This is a genomic window from Streptomyces sp. NEAU-174 (genome assembly GCF_052665095.1).
Window position 1 is genome coordinate 240,989 of sequence record NZ_JBQTCE010000007.1, and the last position, 22,229, is coordinate 263,217.

A 22,229-nucleotide genomic window follows, 5' to 3' on the forward strand; every position below is an offset into this window, starting at 1 on the left:
GCGAATGTAGCCCATGGACGATTCCCCGTCTTCGAAATCCAGCGGGGCTCGGCGGTCCCGGAACGTCATGCCACGCCGCGCGGGGCGCGGCCGAAGTCGGTGGTCAGCCAGTGCTCGATGGACTCGTCGGGGAATGTGTGCGGCCGGTAGGTGCCCGCCACCCGGGAGATGTCGCTGATCCGGTCGAGGCGGAAGGTGCGCCAGTCGTCCCGGTCGACGTCGAATGCCACGAGGTACCAGTGTCCGGCGCGCAGGAAGTGGCGGTACGGCTCGACCAGCCGGGTGGAGGCGCGGCCGTGCTGGTCGGTGTAGTGGAAGCGGACCCTGCCGTCCTCCGCGACCGCGTCGGCGATCACCCCGACGGTCGCCGCCGAGACCACGGCGCCGGGCTGCTGGAGCACCTCGGTGGCCAGGTCGGTGGCGGCCGCACGGCGGCGCAGCGGGCGGGGCAGCACTTGGTCCAGCTTGAGCAGCGCGCTCGACGCGACCGCCTCCTCGGGGAGGAAGGCGCGGATCAGATGCAGCCCGGCCACCAGCGCGGTGATCTCGTCGGCGGTGAACAGCAGGGGCGGAATCCTGGTCCCGGGGCTCAGCCGATAGGTGCTGCCCGGTCCGGGGCGGGCCTCGACGGTGTATCCGAGACGGCGCAGCCGCTGGGCGTCGCGTCGCACGGTGCGGACGCTCGTGCCGAGCCGTTCGGCCAGCTCGGCGGCCGTCCACTCGCCCCCCGACTGCAACAGCGTCAGCATGGTCAAGGTCCTGATCGTCGGATCGAGCTCCATTCCCTCAGCCTTCCAGGAGAGGAGGACAGCTTCAGGCCGCCTTTCTTCCTAGGGTGCGGTCGAGTCATCGAGGAGAGGAAGCAACCATGCGGATCGCCGTCACCACCCCGACCGGAAACGTCGGCCGCCACGTCGTCGCCACACTGGTCCGTGCCGGGGTCCGGCCGCGTGTCCTGCTGCGCGACCCCGGGCGGCTGGCGCCCGAGGTCCGGGACGAGGTGGACGCGGTGCCGGTCGACCAGTACGACGCCGACGCGGTGGCGGCCGCCACCCGCGATGTGGACGCGCTGTTCTGGGTGAGCCCGACCAGCGGCCAGGGCGATCCCCTCGCCGAATACGCCCGCGCCACCGACAGCGTGGTGCGTGCCGTCACCGAGAACCGGATCGGCCGCGTGGTGTTCCAGAGCAGCGTCGGCGCCGAGAAGCGCCACGGCGCCGGTGACATCGACGGCCTGGCAGAGACCGAGATCGCTCTGGACGGTACGGGCGTCGACGTCACCCATCTGCGCTGCGGCTACTTCTTCACCAATCTCGAATTCGAGCTCGCGGCCCTGCGCTCCGGCACCCTCCAGGTGATCCTGCCGCTCGACCTGCCCATGGCGTGGGTGGCGCCGCGCGACATCGCCGAGGTCGCCGCCACCCGTCTGCTGTCCCCCGACTGGTCCGGCCGGTGCGTACAGGCCGTGCACGGGCCCGCCCACCTCACATGGCGGCAGGTCGGCGACATCCTCACCGCCGCCTCCGGCCGGCCGATCGCCGTCGAGCGCATCACCGACGACGCCATGCGGGCGCGACTGCGCCAGGCGGGGATGGTCGAGAGCCTGGTCGAGGCCGTGCTCGGGATGTCGACGGGCCTCCGCGAGGACTTCGTGCCCGAACAGCCCCGCACCCTCCGGACCACCACCCCGACCACCCTCGCCGCCTGGGCCTACGACCAGCTACGACACCGGATCGCCGACGACGTCTCGTAAGCGGGCCGCGTGTCGCCCCGGTGGTCACCCGGCCACCCGCTTTCTGTGAGTTTCTGTGAATCACCGGCGGGTCGGCCGCCGCGACCTGCCGGTTTCCCCCGTACCCGGCTTCCGGTTCTCACGCGACACCCAGACTCGTGCAGAGCTGTCCCAGAACAGCGGATCACTGTGATGCCACGCGCCACGACGACGTCGGGCGACCGCGACCAGGTCCACAGGGACAGAAGGAAGAGCGCTTCATGCCCAACAGCAGCATCGGCAGCGCCAACACCGACACGAGCACCAGCACCGGACCGCTCAGCGGGGAACGGCACACGAGGTGGAACAGACGGCTCATCGGCCAGGTGGCCATCCTGATTCTGGTGAACACCATGGTGGACACCGTCGTCACCGCACCGCTCCTCGTCCTTCCCGAGATGCTCGACCAATTCCGCACCGACCAGTCGGCGTGGATCGACGCCAGCTCGCTGCTGGCGGGGGCGATGTGGGCGCCACTGCTCGGGAAGAGCGCCGATATCCACGGCAAGCGCGGGGTGCTGGTGGGGACGTTGGTCACCGCTTTGGCGGGTGCCCTGGTGTGTCTCGTCGCTCCCAGTCTCTGGGTGTTCATCTTCGGCCGCCTGCTCCAGGGAGCGGCCGTGGGAGCCGTGTTCCTCACGGTCGCCCTCATCCGTGACATGTGCGCACCGGACATGGCGATGGTCGTCACGGGCGTGGTGACCTCCGGCTCCGCGCTCCTCAGCATCGTCATGCCCGCCCTCTTCGAGTTGACGGCCGCGGAGTTCGGCTGGCGGAGCGTGTTCGTGGCGTCGGCGGTCTTCGCGGCCATCGCGGCGTTCCTGGTGCACCGCCTCGTTCCCCCGTCCACGGTCAGGACACCGGGCAAGGTCGACATCGCCGGGGCCGTCCTCCTCGGTGGCGGGCTGGCGGCGGTGCTCAGCTATGTGAGCCTCGGGTCGGAGTTCGGCTGGTTCACCGTGGGGCCGCTCGCCCTGCTCATCGGTGGCGCCGCGGCACTGGCCCGGTGGTTCCTGGTGGCGAGCCGGATTCCCGAGCCCGTGATCGACATCAGAAACCTCGGCAGGCCACTGGTGCTCACGCTGCTCGTGGTCGTCTTCGGAACCGGCGCGTACCAGAGCATGCTCACGCTCTTCGGCCTGATCGCCAAGGTCTCGGCGGATCAGGGCCTCGGGTACGGTCTCGCCGCCCCGGGGGCGCTGGGCATGCTGTACGGCATACCGGCGATCGGCATCGTGCTCGGCGGCACCCTGGCGGGCGTGCTCAGCACCCGCGTCGGACCGGCCGTGGCGCTCGCGGGCGGAGTGGCGATCGGAACGGTGGGAACCGTCGGGATGTTCCTCGGGGACTCCGTGCTCCCTCTCGCGGTCGTCTGCTCCTTCCTGCTGAGCCTCACCGCGGGAACGCTCGTGACATCCGGCTTCAACATGGCGGCGACGCTCGCACCCCCGGAACGGCAGGGCGTGGTGTCCAGCATGGTCATGGTGATGGTGGCGACCGGGGCGGTGATCCTGAAGTTCGTGGGTTCGGCCGTACTCAAGTCCACCAACACGGTCGTGGCCGGAGAGACGCTGAACTCGGCGCTGGGCGTGCACGGTTACATCGCCATGGCCACCGGCGCGTTCATCGCCGCCGCCTTGGCCGTCGTCGTCCTCCTGCGCACGCAGCGGCGCCGCGCGCACACGTCGGTTCTGGAGTCATGATGATCGAAGTACGCGGACTGACCAAGCGCTACGGCAAGGTGGTGGCCGTCGACGACCTCACGTTCGCCGTCCGCCCGGGGGAAGTGACCGGCTTCCTCGGTCCCAACGGCGCGGGCAAGTCGACCACGCTCCGGATGATCCTGGGCCTGGACGCCGCCAGTTCGGGGACCGCCACCGTCGGCGGGCGCCCGTACTCCGCGCAACCGGCGCCGTTGCGAGCCGTCGGCGCGCTGCTGGACGCGGGCGCGGTGCTGCCCGGCCGGACGGCCCGCCACCATCTGCTGGCCCTCGCGGCCTGCAACGGCATCCCCCGCGGCCGAGTGGCGGAGGTCCTGGCGGAGGTGGGCCTTGAGAGCGTGGCGCGCCGCCGGGCCGGGACGTACTCGCTCGGCATGCGGCAGCGGCTCGGCATCGCGGCGGCGCTGCTGGGCGATCCCCCGGTACTCGTCTTCGACGAGCCGCTCAACGGACTCGACCCGGAGGGGATCGTCTGGATCCGCGGGCTGATGCGGCGGATGGCCGCCGAGGGGCGCGCGGTGCTGATGTCCAGCCACCTGATGAGCGAGATGGAGCTCACCGCCGACCACCTCATCGTCATCGGCCGCGGACGGCTGATCGCGGACACCCCCATGGCGGCGTTCATCGACGCGCACTCCGGCCGTGAGGTCCTGGTGCGCGGTCCGCGGGTGGAATCGCTGCGCCGGATGCTGTCACCGACGGCGGAGGTGCGCACGGACGGCGCGGACGGCCTGGTGGTGACCGGGATGGACGCGGCCGGGATCGGCGCACTGGCCGCGGCCGGTCAAGTGGAGCTGCATGAGCTGACGCCCCGGCAGCCGTCGCTGGAGCGGGCCTTCATGGACCTGACCCGCGATGCCCTGGAGTACCACACTGAGAAGGAGACGGACTCATGAGCGGGAGCACCGCGGACACCCGGGCGACGTTCCGCCACTCCCTGCACGCCGAGTGGATCAAGATCCGCACCATGCGGTCCACCGGCTACGTCATCCTCGGCACCCTGGCGTTCTGTACGGGTCTCGCCTCGCTCAACGGCCGTTCCGCCGGAGGCGACTACGCGACCATGACGGCCGCCGACCGGGCCGCCTTCGACCCGCTCGCCACCAGTCTGCGCGGCTACCTGCTGGCGCAGATCGCCCTCGGCCTGCTGGGCGGGCTGGTGATCACCTCCGAGTACGGCGCCCGCACGATCGTCGGCACGCTGACCGCCGTACCGCACCGGATCCGGGTGCTGGCCGCCAAAGCCGCGGTGCTGGTCGCGGTGGCGCTGCCGGTCGGGCTGGTGGTGTCCCTCTGCGGCTTTCTCGTGGGGCAGGCGGCGCTGGCGGGTGCGGACGCCCCGCACCTCGTCCTCTCCGATCCGCAGGCGCTGCGCGGCGTTCTGGGCGGCGGGCTCTATCTGACGCTCGCCGCGCTGTTCGGCCTTGCCATCGGCGCGGTGATCCGCAGCACGACGGCGACGGTGACGACCCTGTTCGGCGCGATGCTGATCGTGCAGGCGTTCGCACCCGCGTTGCCCGGGGCGTTCGGCGACCGGGTGGCGAAGTACTGGCCGCCGATCGCGGGCGGACAGATCATCACCGGCCACCGCGATCCGGCGCTGCTGGCCCCCTGGTCCGGGCTCGCCGTCATGGCAGGGTGTGTCGGGGCCCTGCTGACCGTGGCGTTCATCGTCTTCCGCCGACGCGACGCGTAACGGGCCGGGAGGCTGGAGTGCGGACGATCGGGCGAGGGCGGGACGGATGACGGCATCGGAACGGCTGCTGGTGGTGGAGGACGAGCCGACGCTGCGCGAGTTGCTCTCCGCGAGTCTGCGGCTTGCGGGCTTCGCGGTGGTCGCGGTCGCGACCGGCGAACAGGCGCTGGCCGCGGTGCGGGAGCGGCGTCCCGGCCTGATCGTGCTGGATGTGATGCTGCCCGACATCGACGGCTTCGAGGTCGTCCACCGGCTGCGCGGGCAGCATCCGCTCGCCGCGGCGGGCCATCCCCCGGTGCTGTTCCTCACCGCCCGCGACGCGCCCGAGGACCGGATCAGCGGACTCAGGGCGGGCGGTGACGACTACGTCACCAAGCCGTTCAACCTGGAGGAGCTGGTCCTGCGCATCCGGGCCATTCTGCGCCGCGTCAGCGGGCGGCAGTCCGACGGCCGGCTGGTCGCCGGCGATCTGGAGCTGGACCCCGACAGCCATCAGGTGACCCGGGGCGGGCGGCCGGTGCGGCTGTCCCCGACCGAGTTCAGCCTGCTGCGCGTGTTGATGGAGAACGCCGGGCAGGTGCTGTCGAAGTCCCAGCTCCTGGAGCTGGTCTGGCAGTACGACTTCGGGGGCGACGACAGCATCGTCGCCTCCTACATCAGCTATCTGCGGCGCAAGGTGGATCCGGGCGAGCCGAAGCTGATCCATACGGTGCGCGGCACCGGGTATGTGCTGCGGAGGCCGCCGCGGTGAGCGCCCGTCCCCTGCGCGGGCCGCGTGGCAGGCTCTCGCTGCGCGGGCTAGGTGGCAGGCTCTCGCCGCGCGGGCTGCGCGGCCGGCTCTCGCTGCGCGGTCGGCTGCTGGCCATCGCCCTGATGCTGCTCGTGGCCGCCCTGCTCGGCAGCAACGCCCTGGCCGTCGTCCTGCTCAAGCGCGACCTGGTGCATCAGCTGGACAACCGGCTCCGCACCGCCGCCACAGCCGCCGCGCGCCTCACCGACCCGTCCGACCCGGCGGGCGATCGGACATCCCGGGTGCGCGACACCGTGGAGCAGCAGCTGACCGGCGACGTCTATCTGGCCTCCCTCGGCCCGAACGGCCGCGTCCGGCAGGTCATCCGGCCCGCGGCACACAGTGCCCCCGCCCTGCCCCCGCTCGGCGCGACGGCGGTCGGCGAGCGCGGCCGTCGGCCCTTCGGGGCCCCGGCCGCCGACGGCGGCGAGACATGGCGGGTGATCGCCGTACCGCTCAACGCGCCGGGAGAACGGCGGAAGCAGGCCGAGGGCACCCACAGCGTGGTCGTCGCGGCCTCCCTCGCCCAGGTCAACGCGACGATCAGACAGCTCGGCACCCGGATGCTGCTCATCGACTCCCTGGTGCTGGCGCTGCTCGCCGGGGCCGGGTGGTTCGCCGTACGCGCCGGGCTGCGCCCGCTGCGCCGGGTCGAGGCCACCGCGGCGGCCATCGCCGACGGCGACCTGTCCAGCCGCGTCCCGGAGCTGGCCGCCGCCCGCACCGAACTCGGCCGGCTGGCCGGGGCGCTCAACGGCATGCTGGACCGGGTCGAGGAGAGCGACGCCGCGCGGGCGGCCGCCGCCGAGCGGATGCGCCGCTTCATCGCGGACGCCAGCCACGAACTGCGCACCCCGCTCTTCGGCATCAAGGGGTTCACCGAGCTGTACCGGATGGGCGGCATGCCCGAGCGCGCCGATGTCGACGCCGCGATGGGCCGTATCGAACGGGAGGCGGCGCGGCTGGTCCGGCTGGTCGAGGACCTGCTGCTGCTCGCCCGCCTCGACGAGTACGCCGCCGCCGCGGACCTCCCGCTGCATCCCACCCCCATGGATCTGCGCACCCTGGCCGCCGACGCCCTGCACGACCTGCGCGCGCTCGATCCACGGCGCCCGGTCACCCTCACCGGCCCCGGCGGCGGGCCGCCGGGTGGCGCGCCGGTGCTCGGCGACGAGGCGCGACTGCGCCAGGTGACCTCCAACCTCGTCGGCAACGCCGTGGCGCACACCCCGCCCGGCACTCCGGTCCGGATCGGCGTCGGCACGCGGGACGGTCTGGCGGTGCTGGAACTGCACGACGAGGGGCCGGGGATGTCCGAGGAGCAGGCCGCCCGCGCCTTCGACCGCTTCTACCGCGCGGATGACGCCCGCGGCCGCACCGACAGCGGAGGCGCGGGGCTCGGCCTCGCGATCGTCCACTCCCTGGTGACGGCGCACCACGGCCGGGTCGAAGTGCGTACGGCACCGGCCGAGGGCGCCACCTTCCGCATCCTGCTCCCCCTGGACGAGTGATCCAACGCCCCCAGCTCAGTGCACCTTCGTCAGCCCGCCGTCGATCGTGGCGAGCAGGGTCTCGTCGCACGCGGCCGGGGTGTCCGCGGCCCAGCACACATAGCCGTCGGGGCGGATGAGCAGGGCGGCGGCGCCCAGGTCGTCCGCGCAGGTGGCCCGGACGAGGTCGACGCGTGGCGGGAGCCGGAGGCCGTCCGGGACGGCTCCGGCCAGATCGAGCAGAACGGCGTGGCCCGAGCCGAACAGCGCCGACAACCGGGTGGCACCGTCCTCGGTGACCAGGTCGGCGTCCGGCACCCGCTGTCCGGTGAGGGGATGGTCGCCGGGCAGTTCGTAGCGCAGTGAGAGCCCGGATATCAGTCCCGCGAGGTGGCGGTTGGCGTCGGGCAGCCGCAGCAGGTCGATGAAGATGTCACGCAGGGCGGCCACGTCCTCGCTCGGGTTCGTGTCCGCCAGGACCCGCTGGGCCGACGTGTGGTGCAGGACCTGAGCTCCGACCGGGTGCCGTTCGGCGTGATAGCTGTCCAGGAGGCCGCTCGGCGCCCGGTCCTGGATGACCGCGGCCAGTTTCCAGCCGAGGTTGAACGCGTCCTGCATACCGAGGTTGAGCCCCTGGCCGCCCAGCGGCGGATGGATATGGGCGGCGTCGCCCGCGAACAGCACGCGGCCCACGCGGTACCGCTCCAGCTGTCGCGTGGCATCGCTGAAGCGCGAGGAGTTCTCCACGGCCCCCAGGGTGGTCTCCTCGCCGTACACCTCCCGCAGCGCGGTGGCGATCTCCTCATGGGTGACCGGGGCGTCGCGGACGGTGTCCACCTGGTCCGCGCGCCCGAAGGTGAAGCGGTAGAGGTCACCCTCGACCGGGATCAGCATGGCCCAGTAGTCGCCCACACGACGGGTCATGGTGCTGATGTGCCCCATCCGCTTCGGCACCAGCGAGGACACCGCGGTCAGCCGGACGTCGGTCAGCACCGCCTGATGGGTCCCGGCCCGCCCGGGAAACGGCAGCTCCAGCAGTTTCCGCACCGTGCTGTGGCCGCCGTCGCACGCCACCAGATAGCGCGCCCGCACCTCAAGACCGCCCGCCGTCACGGCCACGCCGTCCTCGTCCGGCTCGACCTTCGTGACGGCGGCGCCCCGCAGAACCCGGGCGCCCGCGGCGGTCACCCGCTCCTCGAGCACCTCCTCGATCTTCCACTGAGGGATGCCGATCACGCTGTTGTGCCCGGTCCGCCAGGGGGTGCAGTCCAAGGGCACGGGCAGCAGCGCGAAGTTCCCGCCCACCGGGGCACGCTGGATGGCCCGCCGCAGCATCGGCTCCAACAGCCCGCGCGACTCCAGCAGTTCGGCCGTACGGGGCTGGATCGCGCCGCCCTTCACCTGCTCGACGCGCTGGTCCAGCTTCTCCAGCACCAGGGTCTCGACCCCGGCCAGCGCCAGCTCGTACGCCAGCATCAGCCCGGTCGGCCCGGCGCCCGCGATGACGACGTCGGTCGTGCTCACCGTCGTCGTCTCAGTCTTCTCCGTGGACACGGTCACTCCTCCTCGATTTCTCGCCTCGGGCTATATGTATACCAGGTGCAGAAATCCCCTGAGGGCAATTGCTCTGCTACGGTGGTCGGCGTGGACGGCAAGCCAGGGCTACGGGAGCGGAAGAAGCAGCGGACCCACGCGGCGATCTCCGAGGCGGCGATCACGCTCTTCCTCGAACACGGCTTCAACCAGGTCTCGGTGGCCCAGGTGGCCGAGGCGGCCGAGGTGTCCAAGCGCACGCTCTTCGCCTACTTCCCGGCGAAGGAAGATCTCGTGGTGCACCGCCTCGCCGACCACGAGGCCGAAAGCGCCCGCGTCGTACGGGCCCGCCCGCCCCGCACCGCCCCGCTGACCGCACTGCGCGAGCACTTCCTCAAGGGCCTGCGCGAACGGGACCCGATCACCGGGCTCAACGACCATCCCCAGATCCTCAAACTCACCCGGATGATCCTCGACACACCCTCACTGGTGGCCCGGATGGAGCGGTTCAAGGCCGGTGCCGAGCGCGAGCTCGCGCGGGCGCTGCGGGAGACGGCGGACACCCCGGAGCTCACCGCGCGGCTGGCCGCCGTCCAAATCGTCGCCGTCCAGTGGTCACTGGCACAGGACAACACCCAACGCGTGACGTACGGGGAGCCGGCCGACGAGCGCTACGCGGGTGCGGTGGCCGACGCGGAGCACGCGTTCGCGCTGCTGGAGAACGGACTGCGGCAGCTGTCCCCGCGGAAGTGACTCCAGGCGCCCCGCACGGGCGCCTCCGGGGCGTCAGGTGCCGGGACGTGCCCGCCCAACGCGAGAGGGCCCCCGGAAACAGCTCCGCGGGCCCTCATGCGTCTCGGCGTGGTCAGTTCGAGGCGGCCGCCATCGCCCGGCTCTCCTCGGCCTTCGCGGGCTTGGGGTTCAGCAACCGCTCGGCGAGCTCGCCGAAGAGGAGGCCGAAGCCACCCCACAGGATCAGCTGCATGGCGAGGGCGGACAGCCGGAACCGCCACAGGACGGTGGCCGGGAAGTCCGCCGGGACCTCGTTGACGACGGGCAGGAAGGCGAACGCCAGCCCGATGACGACGGCGAAGGCGGCCACCGCGGCGACGGTGGCGTACCAGGTGCCCAGCCTCGGGGCGAGCCGCTTGCCGAGGATGGTGGCCGCGATCGCGAGGAGCACGCTGAGCACCATCATCAGGAAGTACAGCGTCGTCCGCTTGCCGATGGTGTCGCCGTTGCCGACGGCGGGCGGGTTGGCCGGGTACTTCAGGAACGGCACGACGTAGACCGCGAGCAGCGCGCAGCCGGACAGCAGCAGCGCGGTGGCCCGCGGGCCGAAGCGGCCGACGCGGCCGAGGGCGACGCAGTAGGCGAGGGCGGCGATACCGCCGAACGCGACCCCGTAGATCAGCACACCGGTGGCCAGACCGGCGGTGGACTGAAGACTGCGGGAGACGATCTCGACCTCGTGCTCATGCGCGGACGCGTGGGCCTCCTCGAAGCCGATCGCGCGGTCGACGTTCGGCTCGCCGAGGAAATAGGCGGCGATCAGGGCGAGCACACCGGCACCAAGACCGGCGAGCATGCCCCGCACCAACAGGTTTCTCACTGTTGCGGAGTTCATGGGGGTGCGGCGTCCCTCGCCTCCTCAGTGGCAGGGGAAGCCGAGCAGATGGCGGGCGTCATGCACCCACTCATGGACACCCGAGCCGGAGAGGACCGCGGTCGCGCCCTGCTCGGCGCCGACGAAGTACAGCAGGACCAGCATCAGGATGCCGAAGAAGACGGCCCACGGAGCTATCGCCTTCAGCGGCAACGTGGCGGGCAGTTCGGGGGTGGTGGCTGTCGGCTGCGCGACATGCTGCGCCATGGCAGTGGCCTCCTACGGGAGTTCGCGTCCCATCTCGGTGGTGCACAAGACGATGGCTGCGGGTCTGACTCACGGACGTCCCCTTCGGATACGTCCCGTTCACAGTGGCGCGACCGTGCCGGATTCCCACCGGCTTCCGTCAGACCATCGTCGATATCGCACCGACGGTACCGCGTGTGGGATGCCTGGCCAAGACCGGCCACCTGGTGAGACGCCGCCAGAACCCGCACGACCTCACTCGTCGCGGCCGTCATGGGGGCTGTTGGGCGGCAGGAAGTGACCGCGCAGACGGGTCAGCAGTTCGGAGGTCTCCAGCGCGCGCTCGCCCAACTGGGAGGCCACGGCCAGGGCCAGGGCGTCCACGACGGCCAGTGAGCCGAGGGTCTCGCGGGTGGCCCCGGAGGCGGAGAGGGTGGCCAGGAGGGTGACGGCCACCCGGTCGCCGAGCGCCGGGCCGAGGGCGTCCGTGATCAGGACGACCGGGGCGCCCACCTCCTCGGCGTGGTCGATGATGACCTCGATCTCCTTGAAGAGCCGGGCCGGGGCGAAGATCACCACGACGTCGTCCGCCGAGAGCGGCACCAGCGCGTCCGGCAGCCTGAAGCCCATGTCCGCCGTGTGACGGGCCTTGAGCCCCAGCCGGTTGAGCCTCAGCGCGAGGTACTCGGCGACGATGCCGGACGGGCCGGCGCCGAAGGTCATGACCTCCTCGGCGGGCAGCAGCCGCTCCACGGCCGCGGCGAAGGCGTCGGCGCGCAGACCGCGCCGGGTCTCGTGGATGACCTCGGCGGCGTCCTCGAAGACCCGGTCCAGCAGCTCCTCGGTGGATCCGGCCATGTGCTCGACGCGGCTGCGCAGCCGTGCGGAGGGCCGCATCAAGGTGGCGAGGGACCGGGCCACGGCGTGTTTGAGGCCGGTGAAGCCGCTGTAGCCGAGGGCCTTGGCGGTCCGGACCACCGTGGCGTCGCTGGTGCCGGTGAGCGCGCCGAGTTCACTCGCGGAGGAGAAGCCCACCTCCTGCGGATGCTCTCTGAGGAACGCCGCGACCTTCTGCTCGGCGGGCGCGAGCCGCGGCCAGGCGGCCGCCACCCGCTGCTGGAGCGGCGCGCCCTCCGGGATCTCCGCCATGTCCATGGGTTGCCCTCTCTCGACGTGCGTCCGTAGCGCTTGACGTGCGTCCGTAGCGCATCCTACGTTCCTCGCGTCGCATTCACGACAAGTTCGTAGCAGACACTACGGAGCCTTCCATGACCCCTTCCGCTGCCCCGACGCCCGGCCACCGGCCCCGGCCGGGGGCGGTCGACCGACCCCGGTGGCCGGGCGGCGCCCGCTGCGCCGTGCTGCTGAGCTTCGACGTGGACGGCCCGGCGCTGCTGGCCAACCTCGGCCACGCCCCCGACATCTGGCGCTCCCCGCGGCTGTTCTCGCTCGGCGCGTACGGCCCGCACCGGGGCACCCCCCGGATCCTGGACCTGCTGGAAGACTTCCGGATCCCCGCCACCTTCTTCGTCCCCGGCTGGACCGCCGAGAGCTGGCCCGACCTGCTGCGGACCATCGCGGACCGCGGCCATGAGCTGGGCCACCACGGCTATCTGCACGAGCTGTACTACTCCAGGACCATCGCCGAGCAGCGCGCGCTGATCGAGCGCAGCCAGGAGATCTTCCAGCGGGTGGCCGGCACCACGGCCGTGGGATTCCGCACGCCCTCCGGTGACTTCAGCGCCGACAGCCCCCAGCTGCTGTGCGATCTCGGCTTCTCCTACTCCAGCTCCATGCGCGGCGACGACCGCCCGTACCGCTGGCGGATCGACGGGCGCGACACCGACCTCATCGAGATCCCCGCGCAGTGGGAGCTGGACGACTTCCCCCAGTTCGCCTACAACGACGTCCCGGCGGAGCCGCGCGGCCAGGACCGGATCGCCGGCACCGAGCTCACCCTCGACAACTGGCGGCGGGAGTTCGACGGCTACTACCGCTACGGGCTCTGCTACGTCGTGATGATGCACCCGGAAGTCATGGGCAAGCCGAGCCGGGTGCTGCTGCTGCGCCGGCTCATCGAGCACATCCGCTCCCATGACGATGTGTGGTTCGCCACCGGGAGCCAGATCGCCCAGTGGTGGCGGACGCACCACTGAGACGCCAGGGACGAGACGGATGGAGAGCGCGGTGAAGAGCCCGGTGGAGAGCTCGGTGGAGAACGAGCAGGCGCGGCCCCGGCTGGAGGAGAACCCGCCCTGGCCGGACGGCGCCCGGTGCGCGGTCGTGGTGACGGTGAACCTCGACGCGGAGCTGTTCTGGCTGCGGCTGGACGAGTCCTGCCATGAGCGGCCCAAGACCCTGTCCATGGGCGAGTACGGTCCGAAGCGCGGCGCGCCCCGGATGCTCGACGCCCTCGACGCGGCCGGTGTCCGCGCCAGCTGGATGATCCCGGCGACGGTGGCCGAGCGCTACCCGGCGACGGTGCGGGACGTGGCCGCCCGCGGCCATGAGATCGGCTCCCGCGGCGACGGCCTGGAGGACTACGCGACCCTCGACGCCGAGGGGCAGCGGCGCGCCATCGAGCGTTCCGCGCGGGTGCTGGAGGACATCTCCGGGCGGCGGCCCACCGGCTTCCGGCCGCCCTCCGCGGAGATCGGCGACGACACCGCCGGGGTGCTGGGCGAACTGGGGTTCACCTGGACCTCCCTGGCCCGGGGCGACGACCGGCCGACCCTGCTGCACCCGGCCACCGGCCCCGGCGCCACCCCGCTGGTGGACGTTCCGGCCCACTGGGAGCTCAATGACTTCCCCCGCTTCATGTTCAACTACGGACCGGCCTACCCCGCCGGTCAGGTGCGGATCGCCGGATACCGGCAGACCCTGGACGACTGGTGCGCGGAGTTCGACGCGTACCACGGCTACGGGCTGTGCTGTGTGATCACCCTGGAGCCGTCCTGCATCGGCAAGCCGGGCCGGATCGGGGTGCTGGAGGAGTTCCTGGCGTATATGCGGCGGCGCCGGGACGTATGGTTCGCCACCGGCGCCGAGGTGGCGCGGTGGTGGCGCTCCCTGGACCGCCCGAACGACCCCGGCTCCTCGGAGGAGGTACGTCACCGCACCGACCCGCAACGCGCCGTGGCCGGCTGAGCGCGCCACACCACCGGCACGCCGCCGACCGCGCGTCGCCTGTCGCCGATGCCCCGGACATCCGGCCTACAGTCGTGGTATGCGCATCGTCTCCCTGCTGCCCGCCGCGACCGATATCGTCGCCGAACTCGGGCTCGCCGGGCAGCTGGCCGGCCGGACCCACGAATGCGACTGGCCGCCGGAAGCGGTGGCGGGCCTCCCCGTGGTGACCGCCACCGGCCTCGACCAGGACGCCCTCACCAGCCGGGAGATCTCCGACGCGGTCGGCGGCGCGACACACTCCGGGTCGTCGCTCTACACCCTCGACACCGAGGCGCTGGCGGCCCTGCGCCCCGATGTGGTGCTCACCCAGGACCTGTGCGAGGTGTGCGCCGTGTCGTACCGGAAGGTGAGCCGGGCCGTCCGGCTGCTGGACGCCCGCACCCGCGTCCTCAGCCTGGAGCCGCACACGCTCGACGACGTACTGGACTGTCTGGTGACGGTGGGTGAGCTGCTCGGCGTGCGCGAGCGCGCCGAGCGGCGCCGGGGCGACCTGCGCGACCGCCTCGAGGGCATCCGCCAGGCGGTGGCGGGCCGGGCCCGGCCCCGGGTCGTGGCGATCGAATGGCTCGACCCGCTGTGGCCCGCCGGACACTGGGTCCCCGACCAGATCGCCACCGCCGGAGGCGAACCGCTGCTCGCCGCCTCCGGGGCGCACACCACCCCGATGACCTGGGAGGCGGTGCGCGCCGCCCGGCCGGAGGTGGTCCTGGTCCTGCCGTGCGGCTTCCCGCCCGAGCGCACCCTGCGGGAGACACACCTGCTCACCCGCCTGCCGGGCTGGGCGGACCTGCCCGCCGTACGGGCCGGGAGGGTCTGGGTGCTGGACGGCCCGGCCTACTTCAACCGCCCCGGCCCGCGCGTGGTGCGCGGAGCCGAGGTGCTGGCCCACGTCCTGCACGGCGTACGAGCCGGGGACGAAGTGACACCGACCGAGGCACTCCCGCTCCCGGCCCGACCGTCATGACCGCCCGCGCCGACCGCCGAGACCTCCGCGGCCCGCCCGGCCGACAGGGCGCCGGGCGCCTCTGAGCTCGGAGCGCCCCGCTCGGGTGTCAGGCGTCCTGGCGCAGGAACAGTTCCACGACCGGTACCGCCACATCGGGGCGGACGACCGGCAGGGTCAGGGTCAGGGTGCCGGGTGGCTGGCCGCCGAGGCCGGTGTTCTGCGCCGTGATCGACGGGTCGATCTCGCGGTACTTGATCTCGGACGCGTCGTGCAGGAACTGCGCGTACTCGACCTTGCCCGCCAGGTCCGGGAGGTGGACATGGCCGAAGGGCCAGGTGAAGAGGTGCAGATAGAGGCGGTTGCCGCGCTGGGTGTAGCGGGTGTCGGCCGGGGCGCGGTAGCGGGAGGGGCCGGCGTCGTGGATGGAGCGCTGGTGGCGGGACATCCACGCCCCGATCCCCTCCAGCGTGGCGAGGGCGGTGGCGTCGAAGTCACCGCGTCCGGTCGGACCGACGTTCAGCAGCATGTTGCCGTTCTTCGAGACGCCGTCGACGAGCATCCGGACCAGCAGGTCGACCGGTTTCACATTGAGGTTGTCGCGGTCGTAGCCCCAGCTGCCGTTGAGGGTCTGGCACGCCTCCCACACCACCGGCCGCCCGTCGACCTCCATGGGCCTGTCGGGCTGGTACTGCTCGGGTGTGACGAGGTCGCCGGGGATGGCGAGCCGGTCGTTGACGATGATCTCGGGCTGGAGCCTGCGGGTGAGCGCGAGGAGTTCCTCCGAGCCCCACTCCTCCTTTCCCTTGCCGTTCCACACGTCGTGGTGGTCGTCGTCCTTGTACGAGAAGTCGTAGAAGAGGTAGTCGATGGTGCCGTAGCCGGTCAGCAGCTCCTCGACCTGACCGTGCAGATAGGCACGGTAACGGGCCATGTCGCGGCCCTCGTTGAGCCGCTTGATCTCCTCCGGCGGGTCGTCACGGCGCGGGTGGAGGCCGTCGATGACGAAGTCCGGGTGGTGCCAGTCGATGAGCGAGTGGTAGAAGCCCACGCGCAGTCCCTCGGCGCGCACGGCCTCGACGAACTCGGCGACGAGGTCCTTGCCGATCGGGGTGTTCATCGAGGTGTAGTCGGTGAGCTTGGAGTCCCACAGGCAGAAGCCGTCGTGGTGCTTGGTCGTGAGCACCATGTACTTCATTCCGGCGCGCTTGGCGGACCGCGCCCACTCACGGGGGTCGAAGAGGTCAGGTTCGAAGTGGCGGAAGTAGCGGTCGTAGTCCTCGTCCGTGATGCGTTCGCGGTTCTTCACCCACTCGTGGCGGGCGGGCAGGGCGTACAGGCCCCAGTGGATGAACATGCCGAAGCGGTCTTCGGTGAACCAGGCGGGGATGGCCATCGAGGGGGGTTCCTTTCCCGGAGAAGAGGAAGCGGGCGGGGGGTCAGCGGCCGCCCAGGCCGCTGGTGACGATGCCGCGCACGAGGTGTTTCTGGAGGAGGACGAGGATGATCACGGTCGGCAGCATCGAGATCACCGAGCACCATCACGCTGAGGAAGGTGCGCACGGTCCCGGCGCCGTCGACCCGGGCCGCGTACCTGACCGTCACTGTCGTGATCCGACCCCCGATGTGTCTCGCGCGACGATGCGCACATCGACGCCTCGTTCGCGCAGCCCGCGCACCTCCCCGGCCGGTACCGCGTCATCCACCACGACCAGGTCGAAGTCGGTGAGCGGAGCCAGCGCGTACAGGCCCTGGTTGGCGAACTTCGTATGGTCGACGAGGAGTACGCGGCGTGCCGCGGCGGCCATCATCGCCTGCTTGACCTGCACCGTCTCGGGTGACATGTGGTAGCAGCGGCCCGCGGTGACGGCGGTGGTGGACATGAACAGCACATCGGCGCGGAAGGCGGACACGCTCTGCGCGGTGTGCGGCCCCATGAACGCGTCGTACGCCGGGAAGTAGGTGCCGCCGAGCGCCACCAGCGCCGCCCCGGGCTCCTTGGCCAGAGCGGTGATGGCGGGCAGCGAGTTGGTGATCACCGTGATCGGTGTGTGGTGGGGCAGGTGCTGGGTCAGGCCCAGACAGGTGGTGGAGTCGTCGATCACCACGATCTGTCCGGGGGCCAGCTCCTCGGCGGCCGCCCGCGCCAGCCGCTGTTTGGTCTGCGTCATCGTCGCCATGCGCTCGCCGACACTGCCGTGGAACTGCGTGGACGGCAGACAGCTCGCACCGCCGCGCACCTTGCGCAGCCAGCCCTGCGCCTGGAGGGCGTCCAGGTCGCGGTGGATGGTCATCACACTGACGGCGAACTCGGCCGCCAGGTCCGAGGTGCGGACGAAGCCCTTGGTGGTGACCAGTTCACGCAGCCGGCGCCGCCGCTCCTCCTGCCCATCCGTACGGGTCATGGCCTGCGGCTCCTTGTCCCCCTCGCACCACCCGGGCGGACCGGCGTGAGACAACCTGATGTGAAACTCACGCGAAGGTAACACGCGGGCGGTACGTCGCCTCCCCCTGTGCAGGGGCGGTGGCCCAGGACATCGCACGGTGCCGTGGGCCGGTCGCGGGATAATCCCGCGCCCCGATTGACCTGGCTTCCCGGCGGCGATTCTCTGGGTTCGTCGGTGCGGAATCCCGCCGACGGCGTCGGTTCCTCGGAGCGGTGGCGATGCACTGGTACGCCGCTGCCCTGCCGTGGCGAAGGGGCAGGTGTTTCGGTCATGACGGTTCTCACCGTCGACGTCGGCACGTCGGTCATCAAGTCCGTCGTGTTCGACGCCGAGGGAAGGGAAGTGGCGGTCTCCCGCACCGGTACGGAGGTGCTGCGGCCCCACCCCGGGTGGGCAGAGCAGGACATGGACGCCGTGTGGCGCGGGGTCGTCTCCACCGTGCGCGGCGCCCTGGACCGGCTGGGGCCCGGCCATGACGCGGTGCGGCTGATCGCGTTCACGGCCCAGGGGGACGGCTGCTGGCTGGTCGACGGCGACGGCCGCCCCACCGGTCCTGCGGTCCTGTGGTCCGACGGGCGCGCCGGTGATCTGCTCGCGCGCTGGCAGGCCGAGGGCGTCCTGGCGGAGGCGTACCGCCGCAACGGCTCCCTGACCTGCGCGGGCATGCCCAACGCGGTGCTCACCTGGCTCGCCGAGCACGACCCGGCGCGTCTGGAGCGCTCGCACACCGCGCTGACCGCGGCGGGCTGGCTGTTCCTGAGGCTCACCGGCGTCACGGCGATCGACGCCTCCGACGCGTCGGCCCCCTTCCTCGACCACGCCACGGGCGCGTACGACCCCGCGATCGTGGACCTGTTCGGCCTGGGGTGGGCCCGTCGGCTGCTGCCGCGCGTCCTCGGACACGACGAGTGCGTGGCCGAGCTCACCCAGCACGCGGCAGCCGAACTGGGCCTCCCCACCGGCCTTCCCGTCGTGATGGCGCCCTACGACATCGCCGCCACCGCCCGCGGCGCCGGGGCCGTCGACCCCGGGCAGGCGTGCGCCATCCTCGGCACCACCCTGTGCACCGAGGTGGTGCGCCGGAGCGTGGACACCTCGGGCGAGCCGTGCGGCATCACCATCGCCTTCGGCCGCCACGACCGCCTGCTGCGCGCCCTTCCCACCCTCTCGGGCACCGAGGTGCTGGACTGGGCGTGCCGGACGCTGGCCGTCGAGAGCCCCGCCGCCCTGGGTGACCTCGCCGCCGCGTCCGCGCCCGGCGCCGCCGGGCTGGGCTTCCTCCCCTATCTCTCCCCCGCCGGGGAGCGCGCGCCGTTCCTCGACGGGCGGGCCCGCGGCACCTTCTGGGGGCTGTCGCTGGACCACACCCGCGCCGACCTGGCCCGTGCGGTCTTCGAGGGGCTGTCCCTCGTCGTACGGGACTGCCTGCGCGCCTCCGGAACCGAGGTGCGCGAGCTGCGGCTGTGCGGCGGAGGCGCGGGCAGCGACCGCTGGTGTCAGCTCATCGCCGACGCCACCGGCGTTCCGACGGCGCGCGGCACCGACACCGAGCTGGGCGCGAAGGGCGCCTTCCTCACCGGCCTGGCGCTCACCGGCGCCGAGCGGAGCATGGAGGAAGCCGCCGCCAAGTACGTTCATATGGGCGCCAGTTGGGCGCCGGACCCGGACCGGGCCGCGCTCTACGACGAGTTGGCCGCGGCACACCTGGCCTGGCGGGACGCGGCCCGGTCCCTGGGCTGGTCGCCGTCCCAGGGGCCGGACTCGTCGCCATCCCGGGAGCCGGGCCCCCACGGCCCCCACGACCCCCATCCGGAAACCTCGTATGTCTGACGCTCTCTCCCCCGACGCCGTCCATCTCGGCCTGGACCTCGGTACGCAGAGCGTGCGCGCGGTCGCCGTGGACGGCACCGGGAAGCCGCTCGCCGCGGCCTCCCGCCCCCTGACCGGCCGCCGTGACGGCGTACGGCACGAACAGGACCCCGAGCAGTGGTGGTCCGCCGCCGGTGCCGCCTGCCGCGAGGCCCTGAGCGGTATCGACGGCGGGCGGGTGCGGGGTGTGGCGGTGGACGCCACCTCCGGGACCGTCCTCCTCGCCGACCCGTCCGGAACGCCCCTCACCCCGGCCCTGATGTACGACGACGGGCGCGCCGCGGGCCACGCCGACCGCGTCAACACCGTCGGCGCGGCGGTCTGGGAGAGGCTCGGCTACCGCACCATGCAGCCGTCCTGGGCGCTGCCCAAACTCCTGTGGCTGCTCCAGCACACCGATGTCCCGCCGGGGGCCCGGCTGCTGCACCAGGCCGACCTGATCACCTGGCGGCTGGCCGGCCAACAGCTCCCCGCCGACGCCAGCCACGCCCTGAAGACCGGCTACGACCTGCTCGCCGACCGCTGGCCCGCTAAGGAGCTGGCCGCCCTGGGCGTCCCCGACGGCCTGCTGCCGGAGGTCGTACGGCCCGGCACGGTGATCGGCACGGTCTGCGCGCGGGCCGCCGCCGTCACCGGGATCCCCGTCGGCACCCCCATGGTCGCGGGGATGACCGACGGCTGCGCGGCCCAGATCGGGGCGGGCGCGCTCGGCCCTGGCGCCTGGAACTCGGTGCTGGGCACCACCCTCGTCCTCAAGGGCGCCAGCCCCCGTCCGGTGCGCGACCCCGCCGGGGTGGTCTACTGCCACCGCGGGCCCGGCGGCGGCTGGCTGCCCGGCGGCGCCTCCAGCAGTGGCGCGGGCGTGCTGACCCGCCGCTTCCCCGGCGGCGACCTCGACGCCCTCACCGAAGCGGCCGCCGCCACCGGCTCCACCGCGGTCGTCTACCCGCTCGTCGGCGAACGCGGCGAACGCTTCCCGTTCCGCGCGCCCGACGCGCACCCCTTCGTCCTGGGCGAACCCTCCGGCGCGGCCGAGGAGTTCCATGCCTGTCTGCTCGGCGTGGCCTGTGTGGAGCGGCTCTGCCTCGACCACCTGGATCACATCGGGGCTCCCGTGGCCGGCCCGCTGAGCCTGACCGGCGGCGGCGCCCGCAACCGCTACTGGTCGCGGCTGCGCGCCGACCTCCTCGGCCGGGGCGTGACCCTCCCCGAGCAGGCCGAGAGCGCGGTCGGCATGGCGGTGCTCGCCGCCACCGCCTCGGGCGTCACGCTGGAGCGTGCCGCCGCCGCCATGGTGCGCGGCGGAGTCGAGCTGCGCCCCGATCCCGCCCGCACCGCACGGCTGCTCCCCGTCTACCTCGGCTTCGTGGACGAACTGGTCCGCCGGGGCTGGCTGGAGCCGGAGGTGGCCGCCCACGCCCACAGAAAGGCCGACCAGTGACCGACTTCGTCCTCGTACGGCACGGGGAGACCGTGTGGCACGCGGAGAACCGCTACGCCGGCCGCACCGATGTGCCGCTGACCGAACACGGGCACCAGCAGGCCGCCGAGCTCGGCGCCTGGGCCGCGGGGCAGCGGCTGGACGCGGTGCTCAGCTCACCGCTGTCCCGCGCCCGGCTCACCGCCGAGCCCGCCGCGGCCGCGCTCGGCCTCACCCCGCGCGTCGACGAGCGGCTGTACGAGGTGGACTTCGGGCGCGGCGAGGGGCTGACCCGGGCGGAGATGCGGGAGCGGTTCCCGGCAGAGCTGGCCGCGTTCCTGGCCGATCCGGTCGCCCATCACCTGCCCGGCGGCGAGGACCCGGCGGCGGCCGCCGACCGTGCGATCGGCTGTCTGACGGACGTCGCCCGGGAGGCGCCCGAGGGACGCGTCCTGGTCGTCGCCCACTCCACCCTCGTCCGTCTCGTCCTGTGCCGGCTGCTCGGCATTCCGCTCGCCCGCTACCGCCAGGTGTTCCCCCGGCTGGAGAACGGCGCCCTGACCGAACTGCGCCTGCGGGACGGCCGGGCTTCGCTGCTGCGGCTCAACGCCCCGGCCCTGACCACCGACTGACCCCCTTCCCCCGGCGTGCACCGTGCCCACCGCCGTCCTCGCCGCCGGCGACCACTCGTGCTGCCCCGACTGCTCACCGCTCGCCCTGAACGGCATCCCTCACCTGGGTAAACTGTTGCTGCCCCGATACGCCCCGATCAGCAGCAGGAGGCCGGATGCCGCCGCAGGACACCTCCGCGACCGGGGCACCGGGGGAAGGGCGGGGGCGGGATGTGCCACCCGCCCGTCAGGCGCTCTCGGACAGTGTCTACGAGAACATCAAGGCCATGGTCATGGACCATGAGATCACCCCCGGGGCGCGCGTCAGCATCGAGGCCCTGTCCCGCACCCTCGGCGTCTCCCCGACCCCCATCCGGGAGGCGCTGGCCAGGCTGGAGGCGGACGGCCTGGTGGTGAAGCGGCCGCTGTCGGGGTACCGCACCACCGAGCTGCTGACCCGGCAGGGGCTCGAGGAGCTCTTCGAGATGCGGCAGCTGCTGGAGCCGAGGGCGGCCGCGCTGGCCGCGGTCAACGCCACTGAGGAGCAGCTCGACGCCATCGAGCGGATCGCGGAGGAGATGCACACCGACCCGGGGACGGCCGCCGGGCGCTACGCGGCCTACCGTGGCTTCGCCGCCCTCGACCAGCGCCTCCACGACGCGATCGCCCAGGCGTCCGGGCGGCCGCTGCTCGCGGACGCGGTGGAGCGGCTCCACTCCCATCTGCACATCTTCCGGCTGAGCAGCCAGCTCGGCGCGGATGACCCGACCCTCGCGGAGCACCAGCGCGTGGTGCACGCGATATTGCGCCGCAACGCCGACCGGGCGGCCGAGGCGATGGCGGAGCACCTCACCCGCAGCCTCCGGCGCCAGCTCAGCCGGGACGAGGAGTCCTGAC

General features: G+C 72.4%; 21 protein-coding genes and 1 riboswitch. Of the genes, 14 read left to right on the forward strand and 7 right to left on the reverse strand.

What is annotated here, in order from left to right:
* Positions 1–65: 65 nt before the first annotated feature.
* On the reverse strand, positions 66–749 hold the full coding sequence (locus ACT2CW_RS21780; protein ID WP_445518122.1) for a helix-turn-helix transcriptional regulator: 684 nt from the start codon (positions 747–749) through the stop codon (positions 66–68).
* A gap of 119 nt (positions 750–868) precedes the next feature.
* Between ACT2CW_RS21780 and ACT2CW_RS21785 the strand changes: the two genes are divergently transcribed.
* The 6 genes from ACT2CW_RS21785 to ACT2CW_RS21810 all read left to right on the forward strand — a co-directional run bounded on the left by ACT2CW_RS21785 (position 869) and on the right by ACT2CW_RS21810 (position 7,489).
* Positions 869–1,753: an NAD(P)H-binding protein gene (locus ACT2CW_RS21785; RefSeq protein ID WP_445517898.1), complete on the forward strand. Its 885-nt coding sequence runs from the start codon at positions 869–871 to the stop codon at positions 1,751–1,753.
* A gap of 239 nt (positions 1,754–1,992) precedes the next feature.
* Positions 1,993–3,474 carry an MFS transporter gene (locus ACT2CW_RS21790; RefSeq protein ID WP_445517899.1) on the forward strand — a complete coding sequence of 494 codons (1,482 nt, stop codon included), beginning with the start codon at positions 1,993–1,995 and terminating at the stop codon, positions 3,472–3,474.
* Entirely contained in the window at positions 3,474–4,388 is a 915-nt protein-coding gene (locus tag ACT2CW_RS21795) for an ABC transporter ATP-binding protein (RefSeq protein WP_445518123.1), read from the forward strand. Before ACT2CW_RS21790 ends, ACT2CW_RS21795 begins: the two co-directional genes overlap by 1 nt.
* Positions 4,385–5,188, forward strand: coding sequence for an ABC transporter permease (locus ACT2CW_RS21800; RefSeq protein WP_445517900.1), 804 nt, complete (start codon positions 4,385–4,387; stop codon positions 5,186–5,188). The genes ACT2CW_RS21795 and ACT2CW_RS21800 overlap by 4 nt, the downstream gene beginning before the upstream one ends.
* 46 nt (positions 5,189–5,234) lie before the next feature.
* Positions 5,235–5,939, forward strand: coding sequence for a response regulator transcription factor (locus ACT2CW_RS21805; protein WP_182467561.1), 705 nt, complete (start codon positions 5,235–5,237; stop codon positions 5,937–5,939).
* Positions 5,940–6,061: 122 nt separating this feature from the next.
* Positions 6,062–7,489 carry a HAMP domain-containing sensor histidine kinase gene (locus ACT2CW_RS21810; RefSeq protein ID WP_445518124.1) on the forward strand — a complete coding sequence of 476 codons (1,428 nt, stop codon included), beginning with the start codon at positions 6,062–6,064 and terminating at the stop codon, positions 7,487–7,489.
* A 15-nt stretch (positions 7,490–7,504) separates the two neighbouring features.
* Here ACT2CW_RS21810 and ACT2CW_RS21815 read toward each other — a convergent pair whose 3' ends face one another.
* Positions 7,505–9,022 carry an FAD-dependent monooxygenase gene (locus ACT2CW_RS21815; protein ID WP_445517901.1) on the reverse strand — a complete coding sequence of 506 codons (1,518 nt, stop codon included), beginning with the start codon at positions 9,020–9,022 and terminating at the stop codon, positions 7,505–7,507.
* A gap of 81 nt (positions 9,023–9,103) precedes the next feature.
* On the opposite strand from ACT2CW_RS21815, the gene ACT2CW_RS21820 reads away from it, so the two are divergent.
* Positions 9,104–9,754, forward strand: coding sequence for a TetR/AcrR family transcriptional regulator (locus tag ACT2CW_RS21820; protein WP_164424284.1), 651 nt, complete (start codon positions 9,104–9,106; stop codon positions 9,752–9,754).
* 112 nt (positions 9,755–9,866) lie between these two features.
* Here the strand turns inward: ACT2CW_RS21820 and ACT2CW_RS21825 are convergent, their stop codons facing one another.
* The 3 genes from ACT2CW_RS21825 to ACT2CW_RS21835 form a co-directional block, all read right to left on the reverse strand.
* Positions 9,867–10,628 (reverse strand): CbtA family protein, encoded by a 762-nt coding sequence (locus ACT2CW_RS21825; protein ID WP_164423922.1) that lies wholly within the window; start codon positions 10,626–10,628, stop codon positions 9,867–9,869.
* Positions 10,629–10,652: 24 nt separating this feature from the next.
* Positions 10,653–10,874, reverse strand: a complete 222-nt coding sequence (locus ACT2CW_RS21830) for a CbtB domain-containing protein (protein ID WP_445517902.1) — start codon at positions 10,872–10,874, stop codon at positions 10,653–10,655.
* A 37-nt stretch (positions 10,875–10,911) separates the two neighbouring features.
* A riboswitch (cobalamin riboswitch) is annotated at positions 10,912–11,038 on the reverse strand.
* Positions 11,039–11,108: 70 nt separating this feature from the next.
* Complete coding sequence (locus tag ACT2CW_RS21835) at positions 11,109–12,008, reverse strand: MurR/RpiR family transcriptional regulator (RefSeq protein ID WP_445517903.1); 900 nt, start codon at positions 12,006–12,008, stop codon at positions 11,109–11,111.
* Positions 12,009–12,121: 113 nt separating this feature from the next.
* On the opposite strand from ACT2CW_RS21835, the gene ACT2CW_RS21840 reads away from it, so the two are divergent.
* The 3 genes from ACT2CW_RS21840 to ACT2CW_RS21850 all read left to right on the forward strand — a co-directional run bounded on the left by ACT2CW_RS21840 (position 12,122) and on the right by ACT2CW_RS21850 (position 15,006).
* Complete coding sequence (locus ACT2CW_RS21840; protein WP_164423920.1) at positions 12,122–13,009, forward strand: polysaccharide deacetylase family protein; 888 nt, start codon at positions 12,122–12,124, stop codon at positions 13,007–13,009.
* 19 nt (positions 13,010–13,028) lie between these two features.
* Positions 13,029–14,000, forward strand: coding sequence for a polysaccharide deacetylase family protein (locus tag ACT2CW_RS21845; protein WP_445517904.1), 972 nt, complete (start codon positions 13,029–13,031; stop codon positions 13,998–14,000).
* 79 nt (positions 14,001–14,079) lie between these two features.
* Entirely contained in the window at positions 14,080–15,006 is a 927-nt protein-coding gene (locus ACT2CW_RS21850; RefSeq protein WP_445517905.1) for a cobalamin-binding protein, read from the forward strand.
* A gap of 88 nt (positions 15,007–15,094) precedes the next feature.
* Here the strand turns inward: ACT2CW_RS21850 and ACT2CW_RS21855 are convergent, their stop codons facing one another.
* Both ACT2CW_RS21855 and ACT2CW_RS21860 read right to left on the reverse strand, forming a co-directional pair.
* The gene (locus ACT2CW_RS21855) at positions 15,095–16,381 is read right to left on the reverse strand and encodes an alpha-L-fucosidase (RefSeq protein ID WP_445517906.1); all 1,287 of its coding nucleotides are present in this window, start codon (positions 16,379–16,381) and stop codon (positions 15,095–15,097) included.
* Between the two features lie 205 nt (positions 16,382–16,586).
* Entirely contained in the window at positions 16,587–17,390 is an 804-nt protein-coding gene (locus ACT2CW_RS21860) for a DeoR/GlpR family DNA-binding transcription regulator (protein ID WP_445517907.1), read from the reverse strand.
* Between the two features lie 312 nt (positions 17,391–17,702).
* Here ACT2CW_RS21860 and ACT2CW_RS21865 point away from each other — a divergent pair, with 312 nt between their 5' ends.
* From ACT2CW_RS21865 to ACT2CW_RS21880, 4 genes are all read left to right on the forward strand, one after another.
* Positions 17,703–19,262 (forward strand): FGGY family carbohydrate kinase, encoded by a 1,560-nt coding sequence (locus ACT2CW_RS21865; protein ID WP_445517908.1) that lies wholly within the window; start codon positions 17,703–17,705, stop codon positions 19,260–19,262.
* On the forward strand, positions 19,255–20,742 hold the full coding sequence (locus tag ACT2CW_RS21870) for an FGGY-family carbohydrate kinase (protein ID WP_445517909.1): 1,488 nt from the start codon (positions 19,255–19,257) through the stop codon (positions 20,740–20,742). Before ACT2CW_RS21865 ends, ACT2CW_RS21870 begins: the two co-directional genes overlap by 8 nt.
* Entirely contained in the window at positions 20,739–21,353 is a 615-nt protein-coding gene (locus ACT2CW_RS21875) for a histidine phosphatase family protein (protein ID WP_445517910.1), read from the forward strand. Before ACT2CW_RS21870 ends, ACT2CW_RS21875 begins: the two co-directional genes overlap by 4 nt.
* Positions 21,354–21,508: 155 nt before the next feature.
* Positions 21,509–22,228, forward strand: coding sequence for a GntR family transcriptional regulator (locus tag ACT2CW_RS21880; protein WP_445517911.1), 720 nt, complete (start codon positions 21,509–21,511; stop codon positions 22,226–22,228).
* Position 22,229 lies beyond the last annotated feature (1 nt).

Bases quoted from the DNA above. Each gene is read 5' to 3' on its own strand.
- ACT2CW_RS21880 (WP_445517911.1), top strand. From the start codon at position 21,509: ATGCCGCCGCAGGACACCTCCGCGACCGGGGCACCGGGGGAAGGGCGG.
- ACT2CW_RS21870 (WP_445517909.1), top strand. From the start codon at position 19,255: ATGTCTGACGCTCTCTCCCCCGACGCCGTCCATCTCGGCCTGGACCTC.
- ACT2CW_RS21780 (WP_445518122.1), bottom strand. From the start codon at position 749: ATGCTGACGCTGTTGCAGTCGGGGGGCGAGTGGACGGCCGCCGAGCTG.
- ACT2CW_RS21785 (WP_445517898.1), top strand. From the start codon at position 869: ATGCGGATCGCCGTCACCACCCCGACCGGAAACGTCGGCCGCCACGTC.
- ACT2CW_RS21810 (WP_445518124.1), top strand. From the start codon at position 6,062: ATGCTGCTCGTGGCCGCCCTGCTCGGCAGCAACGCCCTGGCCGTCGTC.
- ACT2CW_RS21830 (WP_445517902.1), bottom strand. From the start codon at position 10,874: ATGGCGCAGCATGTCGCGCAGCCGACAGCCACCACCCCCGAACTGCCC.
- ACT2CW_RS21845 (WP_445517904.1), top strand. From the start codon at position 13,029: ATGGAGAGCGCGGTGAAGAGCCCGGTGGAGAGCTCGGTGGAGAACGAG.
- ACT2CW_RS21860 (WP_445517907.1), bottom strand. From the start codon at position 17,390: ATGACCCGTACGGATGGGCAGGAGGAGCGGCGGCGCCGGCTGCGTGAA.
- ACT2CW_RS21795 (WP_445518123.1), top strand. From the start codon at position 3,474: ATGATCGAAGTACGCGGACTGACCAAGCGCTACGGCAAGGTGGTGGCC.
- ACT2CW_RS21805 (WP_182467561.1), top strand. From the start codon at position 5,235: ATGACGGCATCGGAACGGCTGCTGGTGGTGGAGGACGAGCCGACGCTG.
- ACT2CW_RS21800 (WP_445517900.1), top strand. From the start codon at position 4,385: ATGAGCGGGAGCACCGCGGACACCCGGGCGACGTTCCGCCACTCCCTG.
- ACT2CW_RS21855 (WP_445517906.1), bottom strand. From the start codon at position 16,381: ATGGCCATCCCCGCCTGGTTCACCGAAGACCGCTTCGGCATGTTCATC.
- ACT2CW_RS21865 (WP_445517908.1), top strand. From the start codon at position 17,703: ATGACGGTTCTCACCGTCGACGTCGGCACGTCGGTCATCAAGTCCGTC.
- ACT2CW_RS21835 (WP_445517903.1), bottom strand. From the start codon at position 12,008: ATGGACATGGCGGAGATCCCGGAGGGCGCGCCGCTCCAGCAGCGGGTG.
- ACT2CW_RS21840 (WP_164423920.1), top strand. From the start codon at position 12,122: ATGACCCCTTCCGCTGCCCCGACGCCCGGCCACCGGCCCCGGCCGGGG.
- ACT2CW_RS21850 (WP_445517905.1), top strand. From the start codon at position 14,080: ATGCGCATCGTCTCCCTGCTGCCCGCCGCGACCGATATCGTCGCCGAA.
- ACT2CW_RS21790 (WP_445517899.1), top strand. From the start codon at position 1,993: ATGCCCAACAGCAGCATCGGCAGCGCCAACACCGACACGAGCACCAGC.
- ACT2CW_RS21825 (WP_164423922.1), bottom strand. From the start codon at position 10,628: ATGAACTCCGCAACAGTGAGAAACCTGTTGGTGCGGGGCATGCTCGCC.